We start from the raw sequence: 18,856 nt of genomic DNA, 5'->3' as shown, positions 1-18,856 counted from the left end.
GCGTTCGGCTGCCTGGCGCGCGAAGCACGGGGTGCGCGCGCAACGCCGTGCGGCAGCGAACGCGAGGAACCCTGACCGGCCCGTGTCCGTTGAGATTGCGACACCGCATCCGGAGACCTCGATCCATGAAATCACCGCTTCTCGCCGTCGCCACAGCGCTGCTCATGCTGGGAGCGACCTCCGCCGCCAACGCCAAGGGCTGCATCAAGGGTGCCGTCGTCGGCGGCGTCGCCGGCCACTATGCCGGCCACCACGGCGTCCTCGGTGCCGCCGCCGGCTGCCTCTACGGCCGGCATCATGCCAAGGAGCAGCAGGAGCAGGAGAGGCGGCAGCAACAGCAGAGCCAGGTGAACGGGCAGGGGAAGCTGTAACGGCACGGAAAACTGTGCTCCCGCCGTCTTCTATCCGGCATGCTTCGATGGTAAATTCCATTCGCGAACGCTGGGGTTGAATCAGGCGAGGCGACGATGGACGTCGGGAAGTCCTTGTGGGGTTTGGTCCTCGCAATCCTGTTCCTGTATTTCCTCGTCGCTTTCGTGGGGAAGGCTTCCCGTTCTCCGGGCGTCAAATACAATTGGCTCGGCGTCATGCTGTCATTCTCGACGATCGGCCTCGCCATCTATCTCGTTTTCTTTCGCCAGCTTTGAGCCGGTCCCGGCTGCCTCACGTCCCGGGCTCTCGGCCGGGCGTGAGCCAGCTCACATCGCGCGCCTTCCCCTGTGGCTATCGTCATCCGCATGTCATCAGGGAGACGTGCCATGGCCGCCATCGCCAGAGTCAGAAAGTCCAGCCTGCACAACGCGCTCGAAGGTCTCGCGCTGACCGCGACGCTGCAGAGTTTCCCGACCTTCGCCGCCGCCGCCTTCCTGCTCAAGCTGGTCGGCAATCACGACCTGGTCGGCGATCCCGGCGTCGCCATCTTCGTCGCCATCGCCTCACTCGCCCATGCGCTGCGGGCGGTGAGCTTCGGCCCGAGCTTCCCGGCCTTCTTCAAAACCGTCTACGAACCAAAATACTTCGAGGCCCATCTGTCGCTCGCCGACAAGATCACGGTATGGCGCACCCAGCCGGTCGCCTCGCTGCAACTGGTGACCATCGTGCTGCTGCTGCCGGTGATGGCGGTGGTGACGGCGAGCGTGGGGTGATCGCATCATGCCCTTCATCACCGCGTCGAAATCCGGCCCGCTCAACTGGCTCGAAGGCTTTGCGCTCACCACGATCCTTCAAGGCTTCCCGATCTTCGCCGCCGCCTCGCTGATGGTGAAGCTGCTGGGACATGACCGCGGTGGCAGTCATGTCCTCACCATCGCGATGGCGTCGATCTTCTACAGCTGTCTCGCCATCTGTGCGGGATCGACATTCCCGAGATTTGCAAAGAACGCCTACGAGCCGCTGTTCTTCGACGCCAGCCTGTCCCTCTCCGAAAAGATCGCCCGCTGGCGCGCCAAGCCGGCGACGTCGATGCAGCTCATGGCGTCAGTTCTGCTGCTGTCGCTGCTGGCGGCAAGCGTGGGGTGAGTTAGCGTTCTCTTCATTATGAGCGCCGCCATCCATAACCATGGGCGGCGCCGGCGCTCCGCGCCCCCTACCTCTTCTTCCACCCACCCCTGTGCCCCGGCATCCCACCCGTCGACTTCGGCGCCGGCCCGAACTCCGGGCCCGACTGCCTTGAATCCGTCGGCTGGATGATCCGGCTCGTGCTGCCGAACGGCTTTGCGGGCAGCGTCTGTTTCTCACGATAGGGCAACGATTCCGGGCCGTGCATCTCGTCGAGATGCGGCTTGTGCACCTTCGAGCCGCTGCCGCCGCCGCTCGCTTTCAGCGCGGAGCTCACGGTCTTTTTCTTCATGGCGCTGACCGGCAAATTGGCGGCGTCGCCGTATTTCTTCGCTCCCGCATAGGCGCCGGCTTTGCCCTGCACGGTGCGCTGCTTGACGGTGGGATCGTCGACCACCGCGAGCTCGGTGGCGCGCAGGCGCTTGACTTCGTCGCGCAGGCGCGCGGCCTCCTCGAAGTTCAGATCGGCGGCGGCTTCGCGCATCCGGGTTTCGAGATCGCCGAGCACGGCTTCAAAATTGTGGCCGATCGAGATGACGTCGTCGGTCATGTCGTGGCCGCCGATCTCGACCAGCACATGGTCGCGCTCGTAGACGCTGTTCATGATGTCACCGATCGACTTCTTGATGCTCTCCGGCGTGATGCCATGCGCCGTGTTGTACTCGACCTGCTTCTCGCGGCGGCGGTCGGTTTCGGCGATGGCGCGCTCCATCGATCCCGTCATCTGGTCGGCATAGAGGATCACCTTGCCGTCGACATTGCGCGCGGCGCGGCCGATGGTCTGGATCAGCGAGGTCTCGCTGCGCAAAAAGCCTTCCTTGTCGGCATCGAGGATCGCGACCAGCGCGCATTCGGGAATGTCGAGGCCTTCGCGGAGCAGGTTGATGCCGACCAGCGCGTCGAAGGCGCCAAGGCGCAAATCGCGGATGATCTCGATGCGTTCGATGGTGTCGATATCGCTGTGCATGTAGCGGACGCGAATGCCCTGCTCGTGCAGATATTCGGTGAGGTCCTCCGCCATGCGCTTGGTCAGCACCGTGATCAGCGAGCGATAGCCGGCCTGCGCGGTGGCGCGGACCTCGCCGACGAGGTCGTCGACCTGGGTGCGGGCAGGGCGGATGTTGACGGGCGGATCGATCAAGCCGGTCGGTCGGATGACCTGCTCGACGAACACGCCGCCGCTCTCGTTGATCTCCCAGGCGCTGGGCGTGGCGGAGACCGCGACCGTTTGCGGTCGCATCATGTCCCACTCCTCGAAGCGCAGCGGGCGGTTGTCCATGCACGATGGCAAACGGAAGCCGTATTCGGCGAGCGTCGCCTTGCGGCGGAAGTCGCCTTTGAACATGGCGCCGATCTGCGGCACGGTGACGTGGCTTTCGTCGGCGAACACCAGCGCGTTGTCGGGCACGTATTCGAACAGCGTCGGCGGCGGCTCGCCGGGCAGGCGCCCGGTGAGATAGCGCGAATAGTTCTCGATGCCGGCGCAGCTTCCGGTCGCCTCCATCATCTCGAGGTCGAAGGTGGTGCGCTGCTCCAGCCGCTGCGCTTCCAGCAGGCGGCCCTGATCGTGGAGCTGGTCGAGCCGCATCTTCAATTCGGATTTGATCGACTTGATCGCCTGCACCAGCGTCGGGCGCGGCGTCACATAGTGCGAGTTGGCGTACATCTTGATGAATTCGAGCTCGTCCTGCTTGTGGCCGGTGAGCGGATCGAACTCCTCGATGGTCTCGATGGTGTCGCCGAACAGGTTCACGCGCCAGGCGCGGTCCTCATAGTGCGCCGGGAAGATGTCGATGACGTCGCCCCTGACCCGGAACGTGCCGCGGGTAAAATCGGCCTGGGTGCGCTTGTACTGCAGGGCGACGAGGTCGGCGATGAGCTGGCGCTGGTCGATGCGCTCGCCCTTCTTCAGGGCAAAGGTCATCGCGGTGTAGGTTTCGACCGAGCCGATACCGTAGATGCAGGACACCGACGCAACGATGATGACGTCGTCGCGTTCGAGCAGCGCGCGCGTCGCCGAGTGACGCATGCGGTCGATCTGCTCGTTGATCGAGGAGTCCTTTTCTATGTACGTGTCGGTGCGAGGGACATACGCTTCCGGCTGGTAGTAGTCGTAATAGCTGACAAAATATTCGACCGCGTTGTCGGGGAAGAAGCTCTTGAACTCGCCATAGAGCTGGGCGGCGAGCGTCTTGTTCGGCGCCAGGATGATGGCGGGGCGTTGCGTCGCTTCGATCACCTTGGCCATGGTGTAGGTCTTGCCGGAGCCGGTGACGCCGAGCAGCACCTGCGACCGGTCGTTGCGATTGATGCCCTCGACCAGCTCGGCGATCGCGGTCGGCTGGTCGCCGCGCGGCTCGTAGTGCGATTTGATCTCGAAGCGCACGCCGCCTTCGGACTTCTCCGGGCGCGGCGGCCGATGCGGGGTCCACACTTTCGTGGAGCCGTCGTCCTTGCGGAACTCTGGACGACCCTCGCGGATCAGCGACTCCAGCGCGTCGGCGGTCGCCTTGACGCCGAGCGCCTCCATCTTGTTGCGCGGCGGGCGCGCCAAGGCTTCGGCGTCGTCCTCCTCGGTCGGCATCCCGAGTTGCCGGGCCAGTTCCGGATCGAGCGTCGGTATCGTGGCCGCGGTTCCGTAATTGGCCTGCGGTGCCTCGTCGAAGCCCGCGTCGCGGGCGCCGGGCGGCTGCGGATTGGGCCGCAGCGGCATCGGCCGCGCATTATCCTGCGGAAACTCCTTCGGCGTCGAGGCCCGCGCGCGATGCGCGGCAGCCTCGCCCCCGGAGCGGCGGTCACGCGAATTGTCCGGCGGCGGCTGCAGACCGGTGCCCGATCCGAGCCCGGCATCGCCGCGATTGATCGCGGGATTGAGCAGTTCGGCCAGCGCCGGCCCGATCGGCTGCACGTCGGGGCGTGACGCCTTGGAATTGGGCGCCTTCGCGTTCGGGGCCTTGGTCCTGGGGGATTTGCCGGATTTTTCGGAGGATGCAGGTTTCTTCGCCATGCTCCGAATATGGGGCGAGTCCGCCTCGCAATAAAGAGCGAATGCCCGGCAATGCCAAAGGCTGCTGACAGCAGGTTGGCAGCAGGCCTTGAGGTTGGCAGCAGGCCTTGGGACACGGAAGGCCTTGGGATCACGGAAGGCTTGGGATCACCGATCTTGCGATCACGCCGCCGGCAGCGGTCCCCCATCGTCGCCGGCTGCCTGACGCGGCTCGAGGATGTCGAGATGGATGCCGCCGCAATCGGTGCAGCGCATGGTCCAATACTCGCATCCGGCACGGCCGCCGATCACGCGGAGCACCGTGAGATCGCCGTCGCATTCCGGGCAGCTGGACAACACATTGCGGGCGTAAATCCTCGGCCGCGGCGTGTCTTCGAATTCGATGACTGACATGACCGGTTTCCCCTTTTACGCTGCGCCGTCCGTTGGTTCGCCCGCAGTCCCGCTTGCTTATTCGTCGTCGCTGTCGTCGGCCCGCCGGCGGAAGCGATCGATGTGATGCTTGGCATCGGCGATCGCGGCGTCGGGATCGGGCCAGGCGAAGCCGACCTCCATGGCCGGAAACAGCACGCCGTCGATGGCAACCAGGCTGAAATCGGCACGCCGGATGCGGGCGTGCCACAGCCCCTTGCCAGCTTCGAAGGATTCGATGTCAAAGCCGTCGTAGAGGGTCGTCATTGGAGTCCCCAAAATGTCTTGTTCGAGCGCCTTGTTGGAGGGTCAGGGGACCACGTTTGCGGATTTCAGGATGTGAAGCCGTTCACACGCGGCGGGCTTTTTTGCCCAAAGGCTGGTTGCAGCGTCAGTTCCGCGCGCTGGTGCGGCCGGTCCGCCGGACCGGACGCGCGGCAGGTTCCGACGCCGCGCGCATGATCCAGCGGCGGAACGCGGCAAAGTCGCGCTGCTCGGTCTGGAAGCTGCGATAGAGCAGGTACCAGCGCATGCCCTTGGGCACCGAGAGGTCGAATGGCGCCACCAGCCGGCCGGCGGCGAGATCGTCGTCGATATAGGGCCGGATGCCCATTGCGATGCCGAGCCCGTCGGCGGCGGCCTGGAGCGCCTGGCCGTAGAACTGGAACTCCGGCCCGCGCGCGTTGATGCGCGATAGGCCGGCGGCCTTCAGCCAGATCGGCCAGTCCTCCGGCGAATGCGTGACGCGGATCAGGCCTGGCCCTTTGAGGTCGGCGGGCCGCTTCAGGCCGGTGGCTAGCCGGGGCACACAGACCGGCGTGAGGTCGCCTGCGAACAGTGGCTCGGCCACCAGCCCCGGCCAGTCGCCGGTGCCGAGCTGGATGCCGCAGCTCCAGTCCTCGCCGAACGGCACCGACGCGCCGCCGGTGGTGAAGCGCACCTCGATGTCGGGCTCCTCGCTGCGAAACTCCGACAGCCGCGGGATCAGCCAGCGCATCGCAAAGGTGTGGCCAACGCCGATGGTGAGCACGCGGACGCTGGAGGGCGCGGTCACCTGGGCGGTGAGGCTCGCCAGCGCATCGAAGATCGGCGTCAGCCCGCTCTGATAGGCGCGGCCTGCCTGCGTGAGCAGCAGCTTGTTGGCCTTGCGCTCGAACAGCGCGACGCCGAGCCGTTCTTCCAGGATGTGCACCATGCGGCTGACCGCGGCCGCCGATACGCTCAGCTCGAGGCCGGCCGCGGCAAAGCTGCCGGCCCGCGCCGCGGCTTCGAATGCCTTGATGCCGTTGAGAAACAGCAAGCGCCGCAAATGACCGACCCTCAGGAAAGCTGATGCCAGGCCAAGATAACTCAGTTTGCGCGCCGGCGGCAAGCGGGGCAGAAATATCGGCGTAATTTGCGCTGATTTGTCGAAGCGAGGACGGTGCCCTTCGCCTCTGCCCGCGCGCGGGGGGAGGGAGTGAAGCAGCTTGCGTTCCTTACGTGCACCACGGGAGAATCCCTTCGTGACGCCCATCATGATTGCTGCCCTTGGATTGCTGATGGTCGGCACCGCGTTCCTGTCGGGCCTGTTCGGCATGGCGGGCGGGCTGATCCTGATCGGCGTGCTGCTGGCCTTGATGCCGCTGCCGACCGCGATGGTGCTGCATGCGATCACGCAGATGGCGTCCAATGGCTGGCGCGCGTTTCTCTGGCGGGCGCATATCCGCTGGCGGCCGGTGGCGAATTACATGGTCGGCGCTGCCGTCGCGCTCGCGGCCTGGTCGATCACCCGCTACGTGCCGGACAAGCCGATCGCACTGCTGCTGCTCGGCATCACGCCCTTCATGGCGTGGCTGCTGCCGTCGAACATCAAGCCTGATCCCGACCGCCTCTGGCAGGGCACGGTCTACGGCGCGATCTGCATGGGCTTGATGCTGATGACCGGCGTATCGGGGCCGCTGCTCGACACCTTCTTCCTCGGCGGCGATTTCGGCCGGCGCGAGAAGGTGGCGACCAAGGCGATGTGCCAGCTCGTCAGCCATTTCACCAAGCTGATCTATTTTGGCGGCATCATCGACCAGGCGGCGAGCCTCGATCCCGGGCTCGCCGGGGTCGCGATCGCAGCCTCGATGCTCGGCACCACGCTGGCGCGACGCATCCTCGAAGCCATGACCGACCAGCAATTCGTGGCCTGGTCGATGAAGCTGATCACCACCATCGCCTGCTACTACATCGCCTATGGCAGCTGGCTGCTGGTCCGCACGCCCGTGCTGGCAGCCTTCGACAAGGGAGGTTTGCAATGAGCGAGACCGCCGATCCGCTGGTGCTGGACTTCGTCGAATGGGTCGCGCGCGAGCCGCGCGCCTATGCCGAGGTGATCGCGACCTGGAAGACCTCGTGCCCGCGCCTCACCATCTGGGAAGACGCCGCCGACCGCGGCTACGTCGCCCGCGAGACCCAGCCCGGTGTCGGGCTGGTCATCGCGGTGACGCCGGACGGCGAGAGGTTGCTGCGCGCGAACGGGCGCTAGCTCTCGCCACATCCGTCATTGCGAGCGCAAGCGAAGCAATCCAGAATGGGAGACCCTCACCCTGAGGAGCGCGCATCTTGCGCGCGTCTCGAAGGGCGAGGCCGAGATCGGGCCTTCATCCTTCGAGACGCGCGTTCCGCGCTCCACAGGATGAGGATCTGGCGGGAGTTTCCTTTCATGTCGCTCAAACTCTTCGAACTCGTCGGCGCCGACGCCTCGCGACCGTTCAGCCCGTTCTGCTGGCGCACGCGGATGGCGCTGGCGCACAAGGGGCTGGCGGCGGAATCGCTGCCCTGGCGCTTCACCGAGAAGAGCGCGATCGCGCCGCACGGCTCGGAGAAGGTTCCGGTGCTGCTGCATCACGACGAGCCGGTGGTCGATTCCTGGGCGATCGCGAACTATCTCGAAGACAAGTTTCAGGACCGTCCGTCGCTGTTCGGCGGCGGGGGCGGCCGCGCCATGGCGCGCATGCTCAATGCCTGGGGCGACATTGCCATCGTCGGCGGCATCTTTCCGCTGATCATCGCCGACATCCCGAAGAATCTGGCCGAGGTCGACGCCGCCTATTTCCGACGGTCGCGCGAGGCGCGTTTCGGCGGCAAGAGCCTGGAAGAGGTGATGGCGGGCCGCGATGCCGGCGTGGTCGCCTTCCGCAAATCGCTCGAGGTGATGCGGCAGACCCTGAAGAAGCAGCCCTTCATCGGCGGCGCCACACCGAACTATGCCGATTACATCGTGTTCGGCGGTTTTCAGTGGGCGCGCGTGACGAGCCCGTTCAAGCTGCTCGAAGCGGATGACCCGATCTACGCCTGGCGCGAAAAGCTGCTCGATGCGTTCGACGGCATGGCGCGGAGATCGCCGGGGCATGCGGTGTAAGGCAGGTTCTCTCCACACTGTCGTCCCGGCGAAGGCCGGGACCCATACCGCGTGATTTATCGACTGCGGATGGTCGTTGTACCGAACGGCGGTCTTCGCCAAACAGCTTCCTGTGGTTATGGGTCCCGGCCTCCGCCGGGACGACATGGGAGGGTGTGGCGCGTGCTCGCATTTAACGCGCAGTGCTCGCCTCCGCCGCCGCCTTCCGCAAGCACTCCCGGCACAAACAATCCTCGCCCTTGACCGGCATCGGCAGACGCGCCGTTTCTTCCGCGCACCAGCAGGTGCCGGACAGGTCGCAGCCGAACTCGGTGCCGCAGCGGGAACAGGCGAGGCGGCGCGGTTCCTGCACTGCAATTTCTTGCGGATTTGTCATGATTTGCGCAAAAGCTGTGCTGTCATTTTCATGTCGGGTTCATCTCCCGCTGCGGTATATTATGCGCAGCGCACGGACTCGGAAAGCGGTTGGCAACGCGCGAAGGACATATCGATGGCCCGCGATTCGCAAGCCGCCCTCGTCGCGCTCAACCGTTTCGGTTTCGGTGCCCGCGGCGGCGCGTCCGGCGATCTCATCAACGCGGCCTCCGATCCCCGCGGTTTTGTGAAGGCGGAACTCGCCCGTCCCAACGGTGTGCTGCTGGAGGCGCCGGGCCTGCAATCCACGCCGCAACTCGGGCAGGCCGTGTTCGCCTATCAGGACCAGGTCAAGCAGGCGCGGGAGGCCGCCGCCAAAGCCGGCGCGTCGACCGAAGCGCCGTCGCAGGCGCCGCCCGACCAGAAGCCCGGACTGCGCCGCAATCTCTCGCTGAACGCCGTGGCAACCGAGATCGCCGGCCAGATGGCCGGGGCCAAGCCGCCTGACAATAAGCCGACTGACAACAAACCGGCCGACAGTATGGCGAAGCCGGACAGCATGCAGCCCAACGCAGCCGCGCCGCCTGCCGCAAAACCCGCCCCGCAGCCGCTCAACGTGATTCAGAAGACCTTTCGCGCCGAGGCGTTGGCACGGTTGCAGCGCGCGACCCTGGTCGAGTGCGGCTTCACCGAACGTCTGGTCGTGTTCTGGTCCAACCATTTCTGCATCTCCGCCAGCAAGGGCGAGCTGGCGCGAATCTGGGCCGGCGCGTTCGAGCGCGAGGCGATCAGGCCGCACGTGCTCGGGCGCTTTTCCGACATGTTGAAGGCCGTGGAGCAGCATCCGGCGATGCTGTTCTTCCTCGACAACCAGCAATCGCTCGGACCGGACTCGCGCGCGGGCCAGAACCGCAAGCGCGGGCTGAACGAAAATCTCGCGCGCGAGATCATGGAGCTGCATACGCTCGGCGTCGGCGGCGGCTACACGCAGGACGACGTCACCTCGCTCGCGCGCATCATCACCGGCTGGACCTTTGCCGGCCGGCAGGGACAACTAGGGGCGCCCGGTTCGTTCGTGTTCAACGTCAATGCGCACCAGCCCGGGCCGCAAATGCTGCTCGGCAAGACCTACGAGCCGACCGGCCTTGCGCAAGGCGAAGCCGCACTCGCTGACATCGCGCACCATCCCTCGACCGCGAACTTCATCGCCACCAAATTCGTCCGCCATTTCGTCGCTGACGATCCGCCGCCGGCGCTGGTGGCGCGATTGCGCGATGTCTTCATCAAGACCGACGGGGATCTCAAGGCGCTCGCAACGGCACTCGTCGAGTCCGACGAGGCGTGGAGGGCGCCGCTGACCAAGATGCGCAGCCCTTATGATTTCCTGGTCGCGAGCGGCCGGCTGCTCGCGCGCGTGCCGGAGGATCCCGGCGCCTATCTGAACAACCTCAACCTGCTGGGCCAGCCGCTGTGGTCGCCGGCCGGCCCGAATGGTTTCGCCGATACCAGCGCCGCCTGGGCCGCGCCCGAAGGCATCAAGCTTCGGCTCGACATTGCCGCGCAAATGGGCGCGCGGCTCGGGCCCAACATCGACCCGCTCGACCTGCTGGAATTCGCCGCCGCGGACGCGGCCTCGATCGAAACGCGCAAAACCATCGAGCGGGCGGAGTCGCGGCAGCAGGCACTGGCGCTGCTGTTGATGTCGCCGGAAATGCAGAGGAGATGATGATGATCGACTGCGCCGAGAACCGGCTCCTCACCTCGCGCCGCGGCCTCCTGCTCGGTGGCGCCTCCTTCGCTGCGTGGGCATACTTGCCGAAATTCGCACGCGCGGCGGACGGTCGCGATCCCCGGCTGATCGTGGTGATCCTGCGCGGCGCGCTTGATGGGCTTTCGACCGTCGCGCCGATCGGCGATCCCGATTATGCCGGCCTGCACGGGGCGATCGCGCTCACGGCGGACGGCGCGCATCCCGCGATCATGCTCGATACCTTCTTTGCGCTGCATCCGGCGATGCCTGAGTTCGCACGCATGTATCGCGACATGCATGCCGCGGTGATCCACGCGGTTGCGACGCCCTATCGCGACCGCTCGCATTTCGACGGCCAGGACGTGCTCGAAAGCGGCTATGCCGGGCCCGGTCGCGTGCAGTCCGGCTGGCTCAACCGCGCGCTGGAGGCGCTGCCGCGCGGCGAGCGGGTGTCGAGTGCTCTTGCCGTCGGCCCGACCACGCCACTGGTGCTGCGCGGTAATGCGCCGACCGTCGGCTGGGCGCCGGTGGCACTGCCGCAAGCCGACGACGACACCGCGATGCGTCTGATCGATCTCTACCGCCATCGCGATCCCGCGCTGGCAGCAGTGCTGTCGCAGGGCCTTCAGCTGGAAAAGGCCGCGAGCGGCGACGACATGAAGCCGAAGCCGGGCAATGCGGTCGCGCAGATGCGGCAGGTCGCCCGCGGCGCCGCAAAACTGATGGCGGCCGACGACGGCCCGCGCATCGCGGCGCTCGCGTTCGACGGCTGGGACACGCACGCCAATGAAGGCGGGCCGGTCGGTCGCCTCGCGTTCCTGCTCGGCGGGCTCGACGGTGCGCTCGCCGAATTCGAAAGCGGCCTCGGCGAACGCTGGCGCGACACCGTCGTCGTGGTCGCCACCGAATTCGGCCGCACCGCGCGCATCAACGGCACCGACGGCACCGATCACGGCACGGGAACGATCGCGCTGCTCGCCGGCGGCGCGGTGAAGGGCGGCCGCGTCATTGCCGACTGGCCCGGCCTCAAGCCCGCCAACCTCTTCGAGGCCCGCGATCTCAAGCCCACCACCGATTTGCGCTCCGTGATCAAGGGCGTGCTCCAGGGACAGTTCGGCCTGTCCGATCGCGTGCTGGCCGAGACGGTGTTCCCCGACAGCGCGGGAGCACGGCCGATGAAGGGGCTGGTTACCTAAACTGTGATTCCGGGGCCGCGCCTTGCGGCGCGTCCCGGAATGACGACATGATCGGCCGAACATCAGGAGACCATCACCCATGTACATCGCCATGAACCGCTTCCGCGTCGCCAAGGGCTCCGAGGCCGCCTTCGAGCAGGTCTGGCTTTCGCGCGACACCCATTTGGACAAGGTGCCGGGTTTCGTCGAGTTTCACCTGCTGCGCGGCCCCGAGCTCGAGGACCACACGCTGTACGCCTCGCACACGATCTGGGCGAACCACGCGGCGTTCGAGGCCTGGACCAAATCGGATGCTTTTCGTGCCGCGCATGCGCGGGCCGGCGACAACAAGCCGACCTATCTCGGTCATCCCCAGTTCGAGGGCTTCGAGGTGATCCAGACGGTGGGGCGCGGCGCCAAGTAGCGCCACGCTCCAAAAATCAGCCCAGCGTGATCTTGTCGATCTCCGCCATCTCCTCCGCACTGAGCTTCCACGCGATCGCCTTCACGTTCTGCTCGACCTGCTCGACGCGGGTGGCGCCGGCAATCACGCTCGACACTTGCGGGCGGCCGGCGAGCCAGGAGAAGGCGAGCTCGAGCATGCTGTGCCCGCGCGCTTTCGCGAATGCCTGCAGCTTCTCGACGATGTCCTCGTTGCGCGGCGTGACATAGCGGTCGCGCAGCCGCGGAGTTTGGCCGAAGCGCGTATCGTCGGGCGCGGACTCACCCTTTTTGTATTTGCCGGTCAGTAGTCCGCTGGCGAGCGGGAAGAACGGCAACAGGCCGAGCTTGTATTCCGTTGCGGCCGGCAACAAATCCTTCTCGATGTCGCGCACGACGAGGGAATATTCGTCCTGGCAGGAGACGAAGCGGGTGACGTTCATCGCACGCGCGACGTACTCGGCCTCCGCGATCCGCCAGGCCGGAAAGTTCGAATTGCCGATGTAGCGGACCTTGCCTTGGCGGACCAGATCGTCGAGCGCGCGCAGGCTCTCCTCGATCGGCGTCAGCGGGTCGTAATCATGCTGTTGGTAGAGATCGATGTAGTCGGTCTTCAGCCGCTTCAGGCTCGCTTCCACCGCGTCAAAGATATAGCGGCGCGAGGCGCCCTGCTTGGTTCCGTCCTCCGCCATCGGCTTGGCGTATTTCGTCGCCAGCACGATGTCCTTGCGGCGATCGCCCAGCACGGCGCCGAGCACGTTTTCCGAGCCGCCCATGTTCGAATAGATGTCGGCGGTGTCGAACAGCGTGATGCCGCTGTCGAGCGCGCGGTGGATCACCTTGCGCGATGCCTCAAGGTCGATGCGCTGGCCGAAATTGTTGCAGCCGAGCCCGACCGCAGACACGCGCAGGCCGGAGGCGCCGAGATTACGAATTTCCATGGGAGAACCCTGTCAGAGATGGCAGGGGCGCATTGTGACTGCGGTGCGCCGCTGCAGCAAGCCGCTCGCCGCGTTGCTGCCATGCCGACAAGGACTTGCCGGCAGGGAGCTGCCGACAAGGGCCTGCCGACAAAAAAATGCGGCCCCTGTCAGACGCGGCGACTGACGGGGACCGCTTTGGGGCGCTTGATCGGTGACGGGGGGCCTGATCAGACGCAGCTGCAGCCTAGTCCCGCTATGTTACGCGCGGGTGACAGGCAGAGTTATCCACAGGCCTCGCGATCGCGAGGATCAGAAGATCTTGCGATAGACGATGAAGCCGGAACGCTCGGCGACCTTGTCGTACAGGCGCTGCGCCGTGACGTTGGTCTCGTGCGTCTGCCAGTAGACCCGCGGGGAGCCTGCGAGTTTGGCGCGCTCGTAGACGCCGTGGATCAGCGCCGAGCCGACGCCCTTGCCGCGTGCGGCCTCGGTCGTGAACAGGTCCTGCAAATAGCAGGACGGCTCGATCGCGGTGGTGCTGCGATGAAACAGGTAGTGCGTCAGCCCGAGCAGATGGCCGTCGCTCTCTGCGACCAGCGCGTGCACGGGCTCATAGGCATCGAAGAACCGCTGCCACGTCACGCGCGTGATCTCGCCTGAGAGCGCGGTCGGGCCGGAGCGGCCGTAGAAGGCGTTGTAGCCGTCCCACAGCGGCAGCCATTGATCGTAGTCCTGCCTGGTGACGGAGCGAATGGTGAGGGGCATGTGAGAATTCCCGATCTCGGGGCGCACGACGAAGAGGTGTCCTTCATACGTGATGATCGCACTGCCGATCAATCGCTCAGTCGCGTCACTCCGCGACGCGCAGATACCGGATCAGCTTGCGGCCCGCGGGATCGCGCAGCGAACGGTAGTAGTCGGCGCGGGACGGCGCATCGGTGTGGCGCACGAGGTCGGTCACGGGCGTGTAGCTCAGCATGCGCCCGCCATCGGGCAGCGCGGCACAGACGAAGCGCAACACCTCGCCATTGCGCAAGGCGATGTTGATCGGCGTGGCATCGCCGACCCGCACCATCTCCATGCGCTGTGCGATGAAGGTGCCGAGCTCGTCCTCGGGCAATTCGAACGCGCCGGTGTCGCGGCCGTGATACATCAGCGCGATGAACGGTGGCTTGTCGTCGGCGATGTCGTCCGGCACCGCAAAATAATCGCGGAACGCGCGGTTGATGAATTCGGCGCGCGTCTCGGCATCGAGCAGCACGATTCCGATATCGACCTGGTCGAGCGCGGCCGACAGCCGCGCAGCGGTGGCGTGGCTCCGACGCTCGGCGGCAAACGTGCCGAGCAGCCGCTGGCGCATCAGGCCGGTGATGCCTGCGGTGCCCGCGGCCGTCGCGGCCAGGAGACCGAGCCGGATCATATCCGCCGAGGTAAGGCCGGAAACGCCGTGCTGGCTGAGGAACAGCAGTGCCGCGCCGATGACGGCGATGGCTGCGCTGGCGACGGCGGAAGCGAGACCCGAGCGCGCGCCGGCAAGCGCCACGATGCAGACGAGCAGCGGCGCAGGCGAGGGAGTGGGGACGAAACGATCGAAAAGCATCGCCAGCAGCACAGTCGCTGCCGTCAGCGCCGGACCGAGGATCGCACGCCATCCGAACCGCATGGGCCTGTCTCGCTCCTCCCCGAACGAGGTAAGGCGGCAACACTGGCCGAACATTGCGCCATTGCGATGCGGTTTCGCGCGGTGTGCTTAAGGCGCGCTGTTGTTCATGCGAAAAGCTTTCGGATGATTTTAGACCAAGTGCGCATGCCGGACGCGTTGTTGCAGCGCGGGCGCATTCAGCGTCGACGTCCCCGGGCCCTTGCGCGTGCCGACGACTATCAACAGCGATGCCGCGACGAGGATGGCCGCGGTCAGGGTGATTGCAACGACTACCACAGGTGATTTCATCGACGTCCTGTCGCGATGCCGGTCGGCGCGGGGCACGCGGCGCCTTGAAGGCGGGTCCAGGATGAAACGGGAATCAGACCGGCAGGCCCATCGCCATGGTCGCCTTGGTCGACAGCACCGTCAGGGTGACGATCAGGCACAGCGAGAGCGCGGCGACGGCGAGCGAGGCCGCGACCGCGTTGGTCAGCCGGGAAGACGAAACGGTAGCGGGTTGGCCTTGAAAGCCCGCCATGCCGGACGCCCGAATCATGGTCTAAATCCTTCAACGCGCGAGCGAATCACTCGCGACATCGAACAATTTCACTGTTTCAATCGGCAATATTACGGCGGCCAGCACGCCGAAAATGGCAAGATTGCGGCAAGGGCAAGCCTTGTGCCCGCTATTCGCCAGAGCGGGGGGCGCCGTCAGGCGCCCGCGGCGATGCTGGCGGGGTCCTCGATGTCGGCCGGCCGCCAGTCCATTGCGACGAAGCCGGGGGCCGCTTCCACGCGCTTCAGCCAGTCCCGGATCGCCGGGAAGGTCGAGAGGTCGAAGTCGCAGCGCTCGGCGAGGTGGGTGTAGCCGTACAGCGCGATGTCGGCGACCGTGAGCTGGCGGGCGGCGAAATAGGCGTTGGTCTTGAGGTGATTCTCCATCACCTGGAGCGCGCCATAGCCGCGCTCCATCCAGTCCTCCAGCGAATGAGTCTGGAGGTCGCGGCCGCCCCTCACCAGCGACAGCCAGAAATAGGCCGCGCCGATGTTCGGCTCCAGCGCGTGCTGCTCGAAGAACATCCATTGCAGCGCGTCGGCGCGATCGATGCGGTTCTCCGGCGCGAGCGGCGTGCCGACGGCAACATACCAGAGGATGGCGTTGGACTCGGCGAGATAGCGATCGTCGCCGACCTCGAGCAGCGGCACCTGACCGGACGGGTTCTTGGCCAGGAAGTCCGGGGTGCGGCTCTCGCCGCGCAAAATGTCCACCTCGATGGCTTCGTAAGGCAAGTTCAGTAGCGCCAGCGCAAGGCGGACCTTGTAGCTGTTGCCCGAGCGTTGCATCGAATAGAGCTTGTACATTCTGAGAATGATTCCGGAAGACGGGAAGGCGCGGCGCTTGTTGCCCCGCAACGCGGCTAAACAATGATGCCGATGCGAATCCGCTGCAAGAGCCAGCCAATAGAAAAACTCGAAAAGCCTACCGCATTGCAACGCGGCGGAAGATCATTCCCGTGCGACCATGCAACTCAGTTCACGCTTGCGTCAATTCGTGTGCGCGTCGCTGCGCGCGATCGTGCGCTGAAGCCTCCACATCGTCATGGCCGGGCATGGTCGTCCGTAGGACGGCGTCGCTTCGCTCGCCCATGTTCCGGCCATCCACGATCTTACCGCGGACCCGGCGACGCCAAGGCTTTGCCGGTCTGCTCGGTCTCGGGCCGGCAGCCTTAGCGAAGACGGCGCGCCCGGCATCGCGACCTGCTGCCGAAAGGGCGCAAAATTGCTCCGAGGACACGCCTTGTCGGATATGTGGGATTTGCCCGGCAAAGTTGCGGAAAATTGCGGGAAGTCACGACTTGGCGCGCGCCAGACCCGCAAACTTTTGCGAGATCGGACCGAAGTTTCTTGCGGTGCAACGGCACTCGTTTTAGGGTGGCTCATTCCCACAATCGGAGTCGTGAAGCCAAAGGGTTCACGACGCTTGTCAGGAGATGACGATGTCCTTCCTTGCCGCTGCGCTCGACCGTGTGAAGCCGTCCGCGACCATCGCGGTCACGGATAAAGCACGTGCGCTGAAAGCGGCGGGCCGCAACGTCATCGGCCTCGGCGCCGGCGAGCCCGACTTCGACACGCCCGCCAACATCAAGCTGGCGGCGATCCACGCCATCGAAGCCGGCAAGACCAAGTACACCGCGGTCGACGGCATTCCCGAGTTGAAGGAAGCGATCATCGCCAAGTTTCAGCGCGAGAACGGCGTCGTCTACAAGGCGAACCAGATCATCGTCGGCACCGGCGGCAAGCAGGTGCTCTACAACGCGCTGATGGCAACCATCAATCCGGGCGACGAGGTGATCATCCCCGCGCCGTACTGGGTCAGCTATCCCGAGATGGTGGCGCTCGCCGGCGGCGAGCCGGTGCCGGTGGTCTGCACCGCCGCGACCGGCTTCAAGCTCCAGGCCGAGGCGCTCGAGCGCGCGATCACGCCGAAGACCAAATGGGTGATCCTGTGCTCGCCGTCGAACCCGACCGGAGCTGCCTACACCAGGACCGAGCTGAAGGCGCTCACCGACGTGCTGGTGAAGCATCCCCACGTCTGGGTCATGACCGACGACATGTACGAGCATCTCGTCTATGACGATTTCCAGTTCACCACGGTCGCGCAGGTCGAGCCGAAACTCTACGACCGCACGCTCACCGTGAACGGCGTGTCGAAGGCCTATTGCATGACCGGCTGGCGCATCGGCTATGCCGGCGGTCCGGCGCAGCTCATCAAGGCGATGTCGACGATCCAGTCGCAGTCGACCTCGAACCCGTCGTCGATCGCGCAATGGGCCGCGGTTGAGGCGCTGAACGGTCCGCAGGACTTCATTCCCGCCAACAACAAGGTCTTCAAGGAGCGCCGCGACCTCGTCGTCTCCATGCTCAACCAGGCCAAGGGCATCGAGTGCCCGCGGCCCGAGGGCGCCTTCTACGTCTATCCGTCCTGCGCCGGCACCATTGGCAAGACCGCGCCGTCGGGCAAGGTGATCGACAACGACGAGACGTTCGTCACCGAACTCCTGGAGACCGAAGGCGTCGCCGTGGTGCAGGGTTCGGCCTTCGGCCTTGGACCCGCGTTCCGCATCTCCTACGCGACCAAGACCTCGGACCTCGAAGACGCCTGCAAGCGCATCCAGCGCTTCTGCGGCAATCTGCGATAAGCCTGTCGCGACAGGAATCGAAAAGGCCCGCTTCGGCGGGCCTTTTTATTTGTGCCTAGGTCGTGCTGAGTCGGATCGACTTTTGCCGTGGTCAGTGTCCTGCCCTGCCCCTCACCGGATTGCGCCAGACGATGCTGCGCATCGCCGCGGCAATCCGACCTCTCCCCGCAGAAGGGCGGGGAGAGGTTGAGCAGCACCGCATCGTGAGGGACGCAGGGCTCTCTCACTCCCTCGCCCCGTTCTTACGGGGTCGGGACGAGCAGAGCTCGCCCTGAGAGCGTGGGGTGAGAGCTCTCTCCGCGAACTCGGTTTTAGACGTGTTCGATCTGGCACGCACAGAACTCTTGTGGCATAGACCATCGCGCGTCACGGGTAGTGCGCCCTGTCTGCTCGCATCACATTCATCGCCGGAGATATTCATGCGCCGTTCACTCCTCCTCGCCGGACTCGCCGTTGCGAGCCTCGTTGCCTCCGTTGCGGGCGCCAGCGCGCAGTCGCGGATGGTGCAGGTGGGCGTGCTCGAATGCCGCGGCGGCGCCAGTGTCGGCTTCATCGTTGGCTCGGTGACCAATCTCGGCTGCGTGCTGCGGGTCGATGGTTTGCCGGACGACCGTTACGTCGCGACCATCCGCAAGGTCGGCCTTGATCTCGGCATCACCCAGGAAACGGCACTCGCCTGGGGTGTGTTCGCACCGGTGAACCGGCTCGGACCGGGCGACCTCGCTGGCAACTACGCCGGTGCGCAGGGCAGCGCCTCCGTCGGCGTCGGCCTTGGCGGCAACGTGCTGGTCGGTGGCTCCAACAATTCGATCGCGCTTCAGCCGCTCAGCGTGCAGGGCCAGGTCGGCCTCAGCGTCGCCGCCGGCCTCGAGAGCCTGGAACTTCGCCCCGGCCGTTAAGATCGGGCGCCAGCCGAAGCGCTCGCCGACGACGCACCGCAGCGACGTTTGACGCTTGCCAAATCTCGGGGACGGGCAGAGCATTGGCCTTTGCCGACCCAATCAT

Annotated in this window: 23 protein-coding genes; 12 read left to right on the top strand and 11 right to left on the bottom strand. The window is 65.6% G+C overall.

Annotated elements, in window-relative coordinates; genetic code table 11:
• The first annotated feature begins 125 nt into the window (after positions 1–125).
• The 4 genes from JQ591_RS14280 (at position 126) to JQ591_RS14265 (ending at position 1,518) form a co-directional block, all read left to right on the top strand.
• Positions 126–371 (top strand): hypothetical protein, encoded by a 246-nt coding sequence (locus JQ591_RS14280; protein WP_211396640.1) that lies wholly within the window; start codon positions 126–128, stop codon positions 369–371.
• Between the two features lie 96 nt (positions 372–467).
• Positions 468–647 (top strand): hypothetical protein, encoded by a 180-nt coding sequence (locus tag JQ591_RS14275; RefSeq protein ID WP_211396639.1) that lies wholly within the window; start codon positions 468–470, stop codon positions 645–647.
• Positions 648–758: 111 nt separating this feature from the next.
• A complete protein-coding gene (locus tag JQ591_RS14270) occupies positions 759–1,145 on the top strand; it encodes a hypothetical protein (protein ID WP_211396638.1) in 387 nt (128 codons plus the stop codon).
• 7 nt (positions 1,146–1,152) lie between these two features.
• Entirely contained in the window at positions 1,153–1,518 is a 366-nt protein-coding gene (locus JQ591_RS14265) for a hypothetical protein (protein ID WP_211396637.1), read from the top strand.
• Between the two features lie 67 nt (positions 1,519–1,585).
• Here JQ591_RS14265 and uvrB read toward each other — a convergent pair whose 3' ends face one another.
• From uvrB to JQ591_RS14245, 4 genes are all read right to left on the bottom strand, one after another.
• Complete coding sequence (gene uvrB / locus JQ591_RS14260; protein ID WP_211396636.1) at positions 1,586–4,564, bottom strand: excinuclease ABC subunit UvrB; 2,979 nt, start codon at positions 4,562–4,564, stop codon at positions 1,586–1,588.
• A 162-nt stretch (positions 4,565–4,726) separates the two neighbouring features.
• Complete coding sequence (locus tag JQ591_RS14255; protein WP_211396635.1) at positions 4,727–4,957, bottom strand: hypothetical protein; 231 nt, start codon at positions 4,955–4,957, stop codon at positions 4,727–4,729.
• A gap of 57 nt (positions 4,958–5,014) precedes the next feature.
• The gene (locus tag JQ591_RS14250; protein ID WP_092029547.1) at positions 5,015–5,242 is read right to left on the bottom strand and encodes a hypothetical protein; all 228 of its coding nucleotides are present in this window, start codon (positions 5,240–5,242) and stop codon (positions 5,015–5,017) included.
• 124 nt (positions 5,243–5,366) lie between these two features.
• On the bottom strand, positions 5,367–6,284 hold the full coding sequence (locus JQ591_RS14245) for a LysR substrate-binding domain-containing protein (protein ID WP_211396634.1): 918 nt from the start codon (positions 6,282–6,284) through the stop codon (positions 5,367–5,369).
• 196 nt (positions 6,285–6,480) lie between these two features.
• Between JQ591_RS14245 and JQ591_RS14240 the strand changes: the two genes are divergently transcribed.
• From JQ591_RS14240 to JQ591_RS14230, 3 genes are all read left to right on the top strand, one after another.
• On the top strand, positions 6,481–7,260 hold the full coding sequence (locus JQ591_RS14240; protein ID WP_211396633.1) for a TSUP family transporter: 780 nt from the start codon (positions 6,481–6,483) through the stop codon (positions 7,258–7,260).
• On the top strand, positions 7,257–7,487 hold the full coding sequence (locus JQ591_RS14235; protein ID WP_211396632.1) for a hypothetical protein: 231 nt from the start codon (positions 7,257–7,259) through the stop codon (positions 7,485–7,487). Before JQ591_RS14240 ends, JQ591_RS14235 begins: the two co-directional genes overlap by 4 nt.
• Positions 7,488–7,664: 177 nt before the next feature.
• Positions 7,665–8,363, top strand: coding sequence for a glutathione S-transferase family protein (locus tag JQ591_RS14230; protein ID WP_211396631.1), 699 nt, complete (start codon positions 7,665–7,667; stop codon positions 8,361–8,363).
• Positions 8,364–8,535: 172 nt separating this feature from the next.
• On the opposite strand, the gene JQ591_RS35290 is transcribed toward JQ591_RS14230, so the two are convergent.
• Positions 8,536–8,739 carry a cysteine-rich CWC family protein gene (locus JQ591_RS35290; RefSeq protein ID WP_249136957.1) on the bottom strand — a complete coding sequence of 68 codons (204 nt, stop codon included), beginning with the start codon at positions 8,737–8,739 and terminating at the stop codon, positions 8,536–8,538.
• Between the two features lie 114 nt (positions 8,740–8,853).
• Between JQ591_RS35290 and JQ591_RS14225 the strand changes: the two genes are divergently transcribed.
• The 3 genes from JQ591_RS14225 to JQ591_RS14215 all read left to right on the top strand — a co-directional run bounded on the left by JQ591_RS14225 (position 8,854) and on the right by JQ591_RS14215 (position 12,066).
• Positions 8,854–10,443 (top strand): DUF1800 domain-containing protein, encoded by a 1,590-nt coding sequence (locus JQ591_RS14225; protein ID WP_211396630.1) that lies wholly within the window; start codon positions 8,854–8,856, stop codon positions 10,441–10,443.
• Between the two features lie 2 nt (positions 10,444–10,445).
• Entirely contained in the window at positions 10,446–11,663 is a 1,218-nt protein-coding gene (locus JQ591_RS14220) for a DUF1501 domain-containing protein (protein ID WP_211396901.1), read from the top strand.
• 79 nt (positions 11,664–11,742) lie between these two features.
• Positions 11,743–12,066, top strand: coding sequence for an antibiotic biosynthesis monooxygenase family protein (locus JQ591_RS14215; protein WP_211396629.1), 324 nt, complete (start codon positions 11,743–11,745; stop codon positions 12,064–12,066).
• A 16-nt stretch (positions 12,067–12,082) separates the two neighbouring features.
• On the opposite strand, the gene JQ591_RS14210 is transcribed toward JQ591_RS14215, so the two are convergent.
• From JQ591_RS14210 to JQ591_RS14185, 6 genes are all read right to left on the bottom strand, one after another.
• On the bottom strand, positions 12,083–13,024 hold the full coding sequence (locus JQ591_RS14210) for an aldo/keto reductase (protein WP_211396628.1): 942 nt from the start codon (positions 13,022–13,024) through the stop codon (positions 12,083–12,085).
• Between the two features lie 291 nt (positions 13,025–13,315).
• Positions 13,316–13,771, bottom strand: coding sequence for a GNAT family N-acetyltransferase (locus tag JQ591_RS14205; RefSeq protein WP_211396627.1), 456 nt, complete (start codon positions 13,769–13,771; stop codon positions 13,316–13,318).
• Between the two features lie 85 nt (positions 13,772–13,856).
• Entirely contained in the window at positions 13,857–14,669 is an 813-nt protein-coding gene (locus tag JQ591_RS14200; RefSeq protein ID WP_211396626.1) for a PAS-domain containing protein, read from the bottom strand.
• Positions 14,670–14,798: 129 nt separating this feature from the next.
• Complete coding sequence (locus JQ591_RS14195; RefSeq protein ID WP_211396625.1) at positions 14,799–14,957, bottom strand: hypothetical protein; 159 nt, start codon at positions 14,955–14,957, stop codon at positions 14,799–14,801.
• 73 nt (positions 14,958–15,030) lie between these two features.
• On the bottom strand, positions 15,031–15,207 hold the full coding sequence (locus tag JQ591_RS14190; RefSeq protein ID WP_211396624.1) for a hypothetical protein: 177 nt from the start codon (positions 15,205–15,207) through the stop codon (positions 15,031–15,033).
• A gap of 155 nt (positions 15,208–15,362) precedes the next feature.
• Positions 15,363–16,013: a glutathione S-transferase family protein gene (locus JQ591_RS14185; protein ID WP_211396623.1), complete on the bottom strand. Its 651-nt coding sequence runs from the start codon at positions 16,011–16,013 to the stop codon at positions 15,363–15,365.
• A 635-nt stretch (positions 16,014–16,648) separates the two neighbouring features.
• Between JQ591_RS14185 and JQ591_RS14180 the strand changes: the two genes are divergently transcribed.
• Together JQ591_RS14180 and JQ591_RS14175 are read left to right on the top strand one after the other, a co-directional pair.
• Entirely contained in the window at positions 16,649–17,851 is a 1,203-nt protein-coding gene (locus tag JQ591_RS14180; protein WP_007596745.1) for a pyridoxal phosphate-dependent aminotransferase, read from the top strand.
• A 419-nt stretch (positions 17,852–18,270) separates the two neighbouring features.
• Positions 18,271–18,750, top strand: coding sequence for a DUF992 domain-containing protein (locus JQ591_RS14175; RefSeq protein ID WP_211396622.1), 480 nt, complete (start codon positions 18,271–18,273; stop codon positions 18,748–18,750).
• Positions 18,751–18,856: the final 106 nt, after the last annotated feature.

The sequence above is a fragment of the Bradyrhizobium canariense genome (genome assembly GCF_018130465.1).
Lineage (GTDB): Bacteria > Pseudomonadota > Alphaproteobacteria > Rhizobiales > Xanthobacteraceae > Bradyrhizobium > Bradyrhizobium canariense_C.
This window is presented reverse-complemented; position numbering and strand designations above follow the sequence as displayed.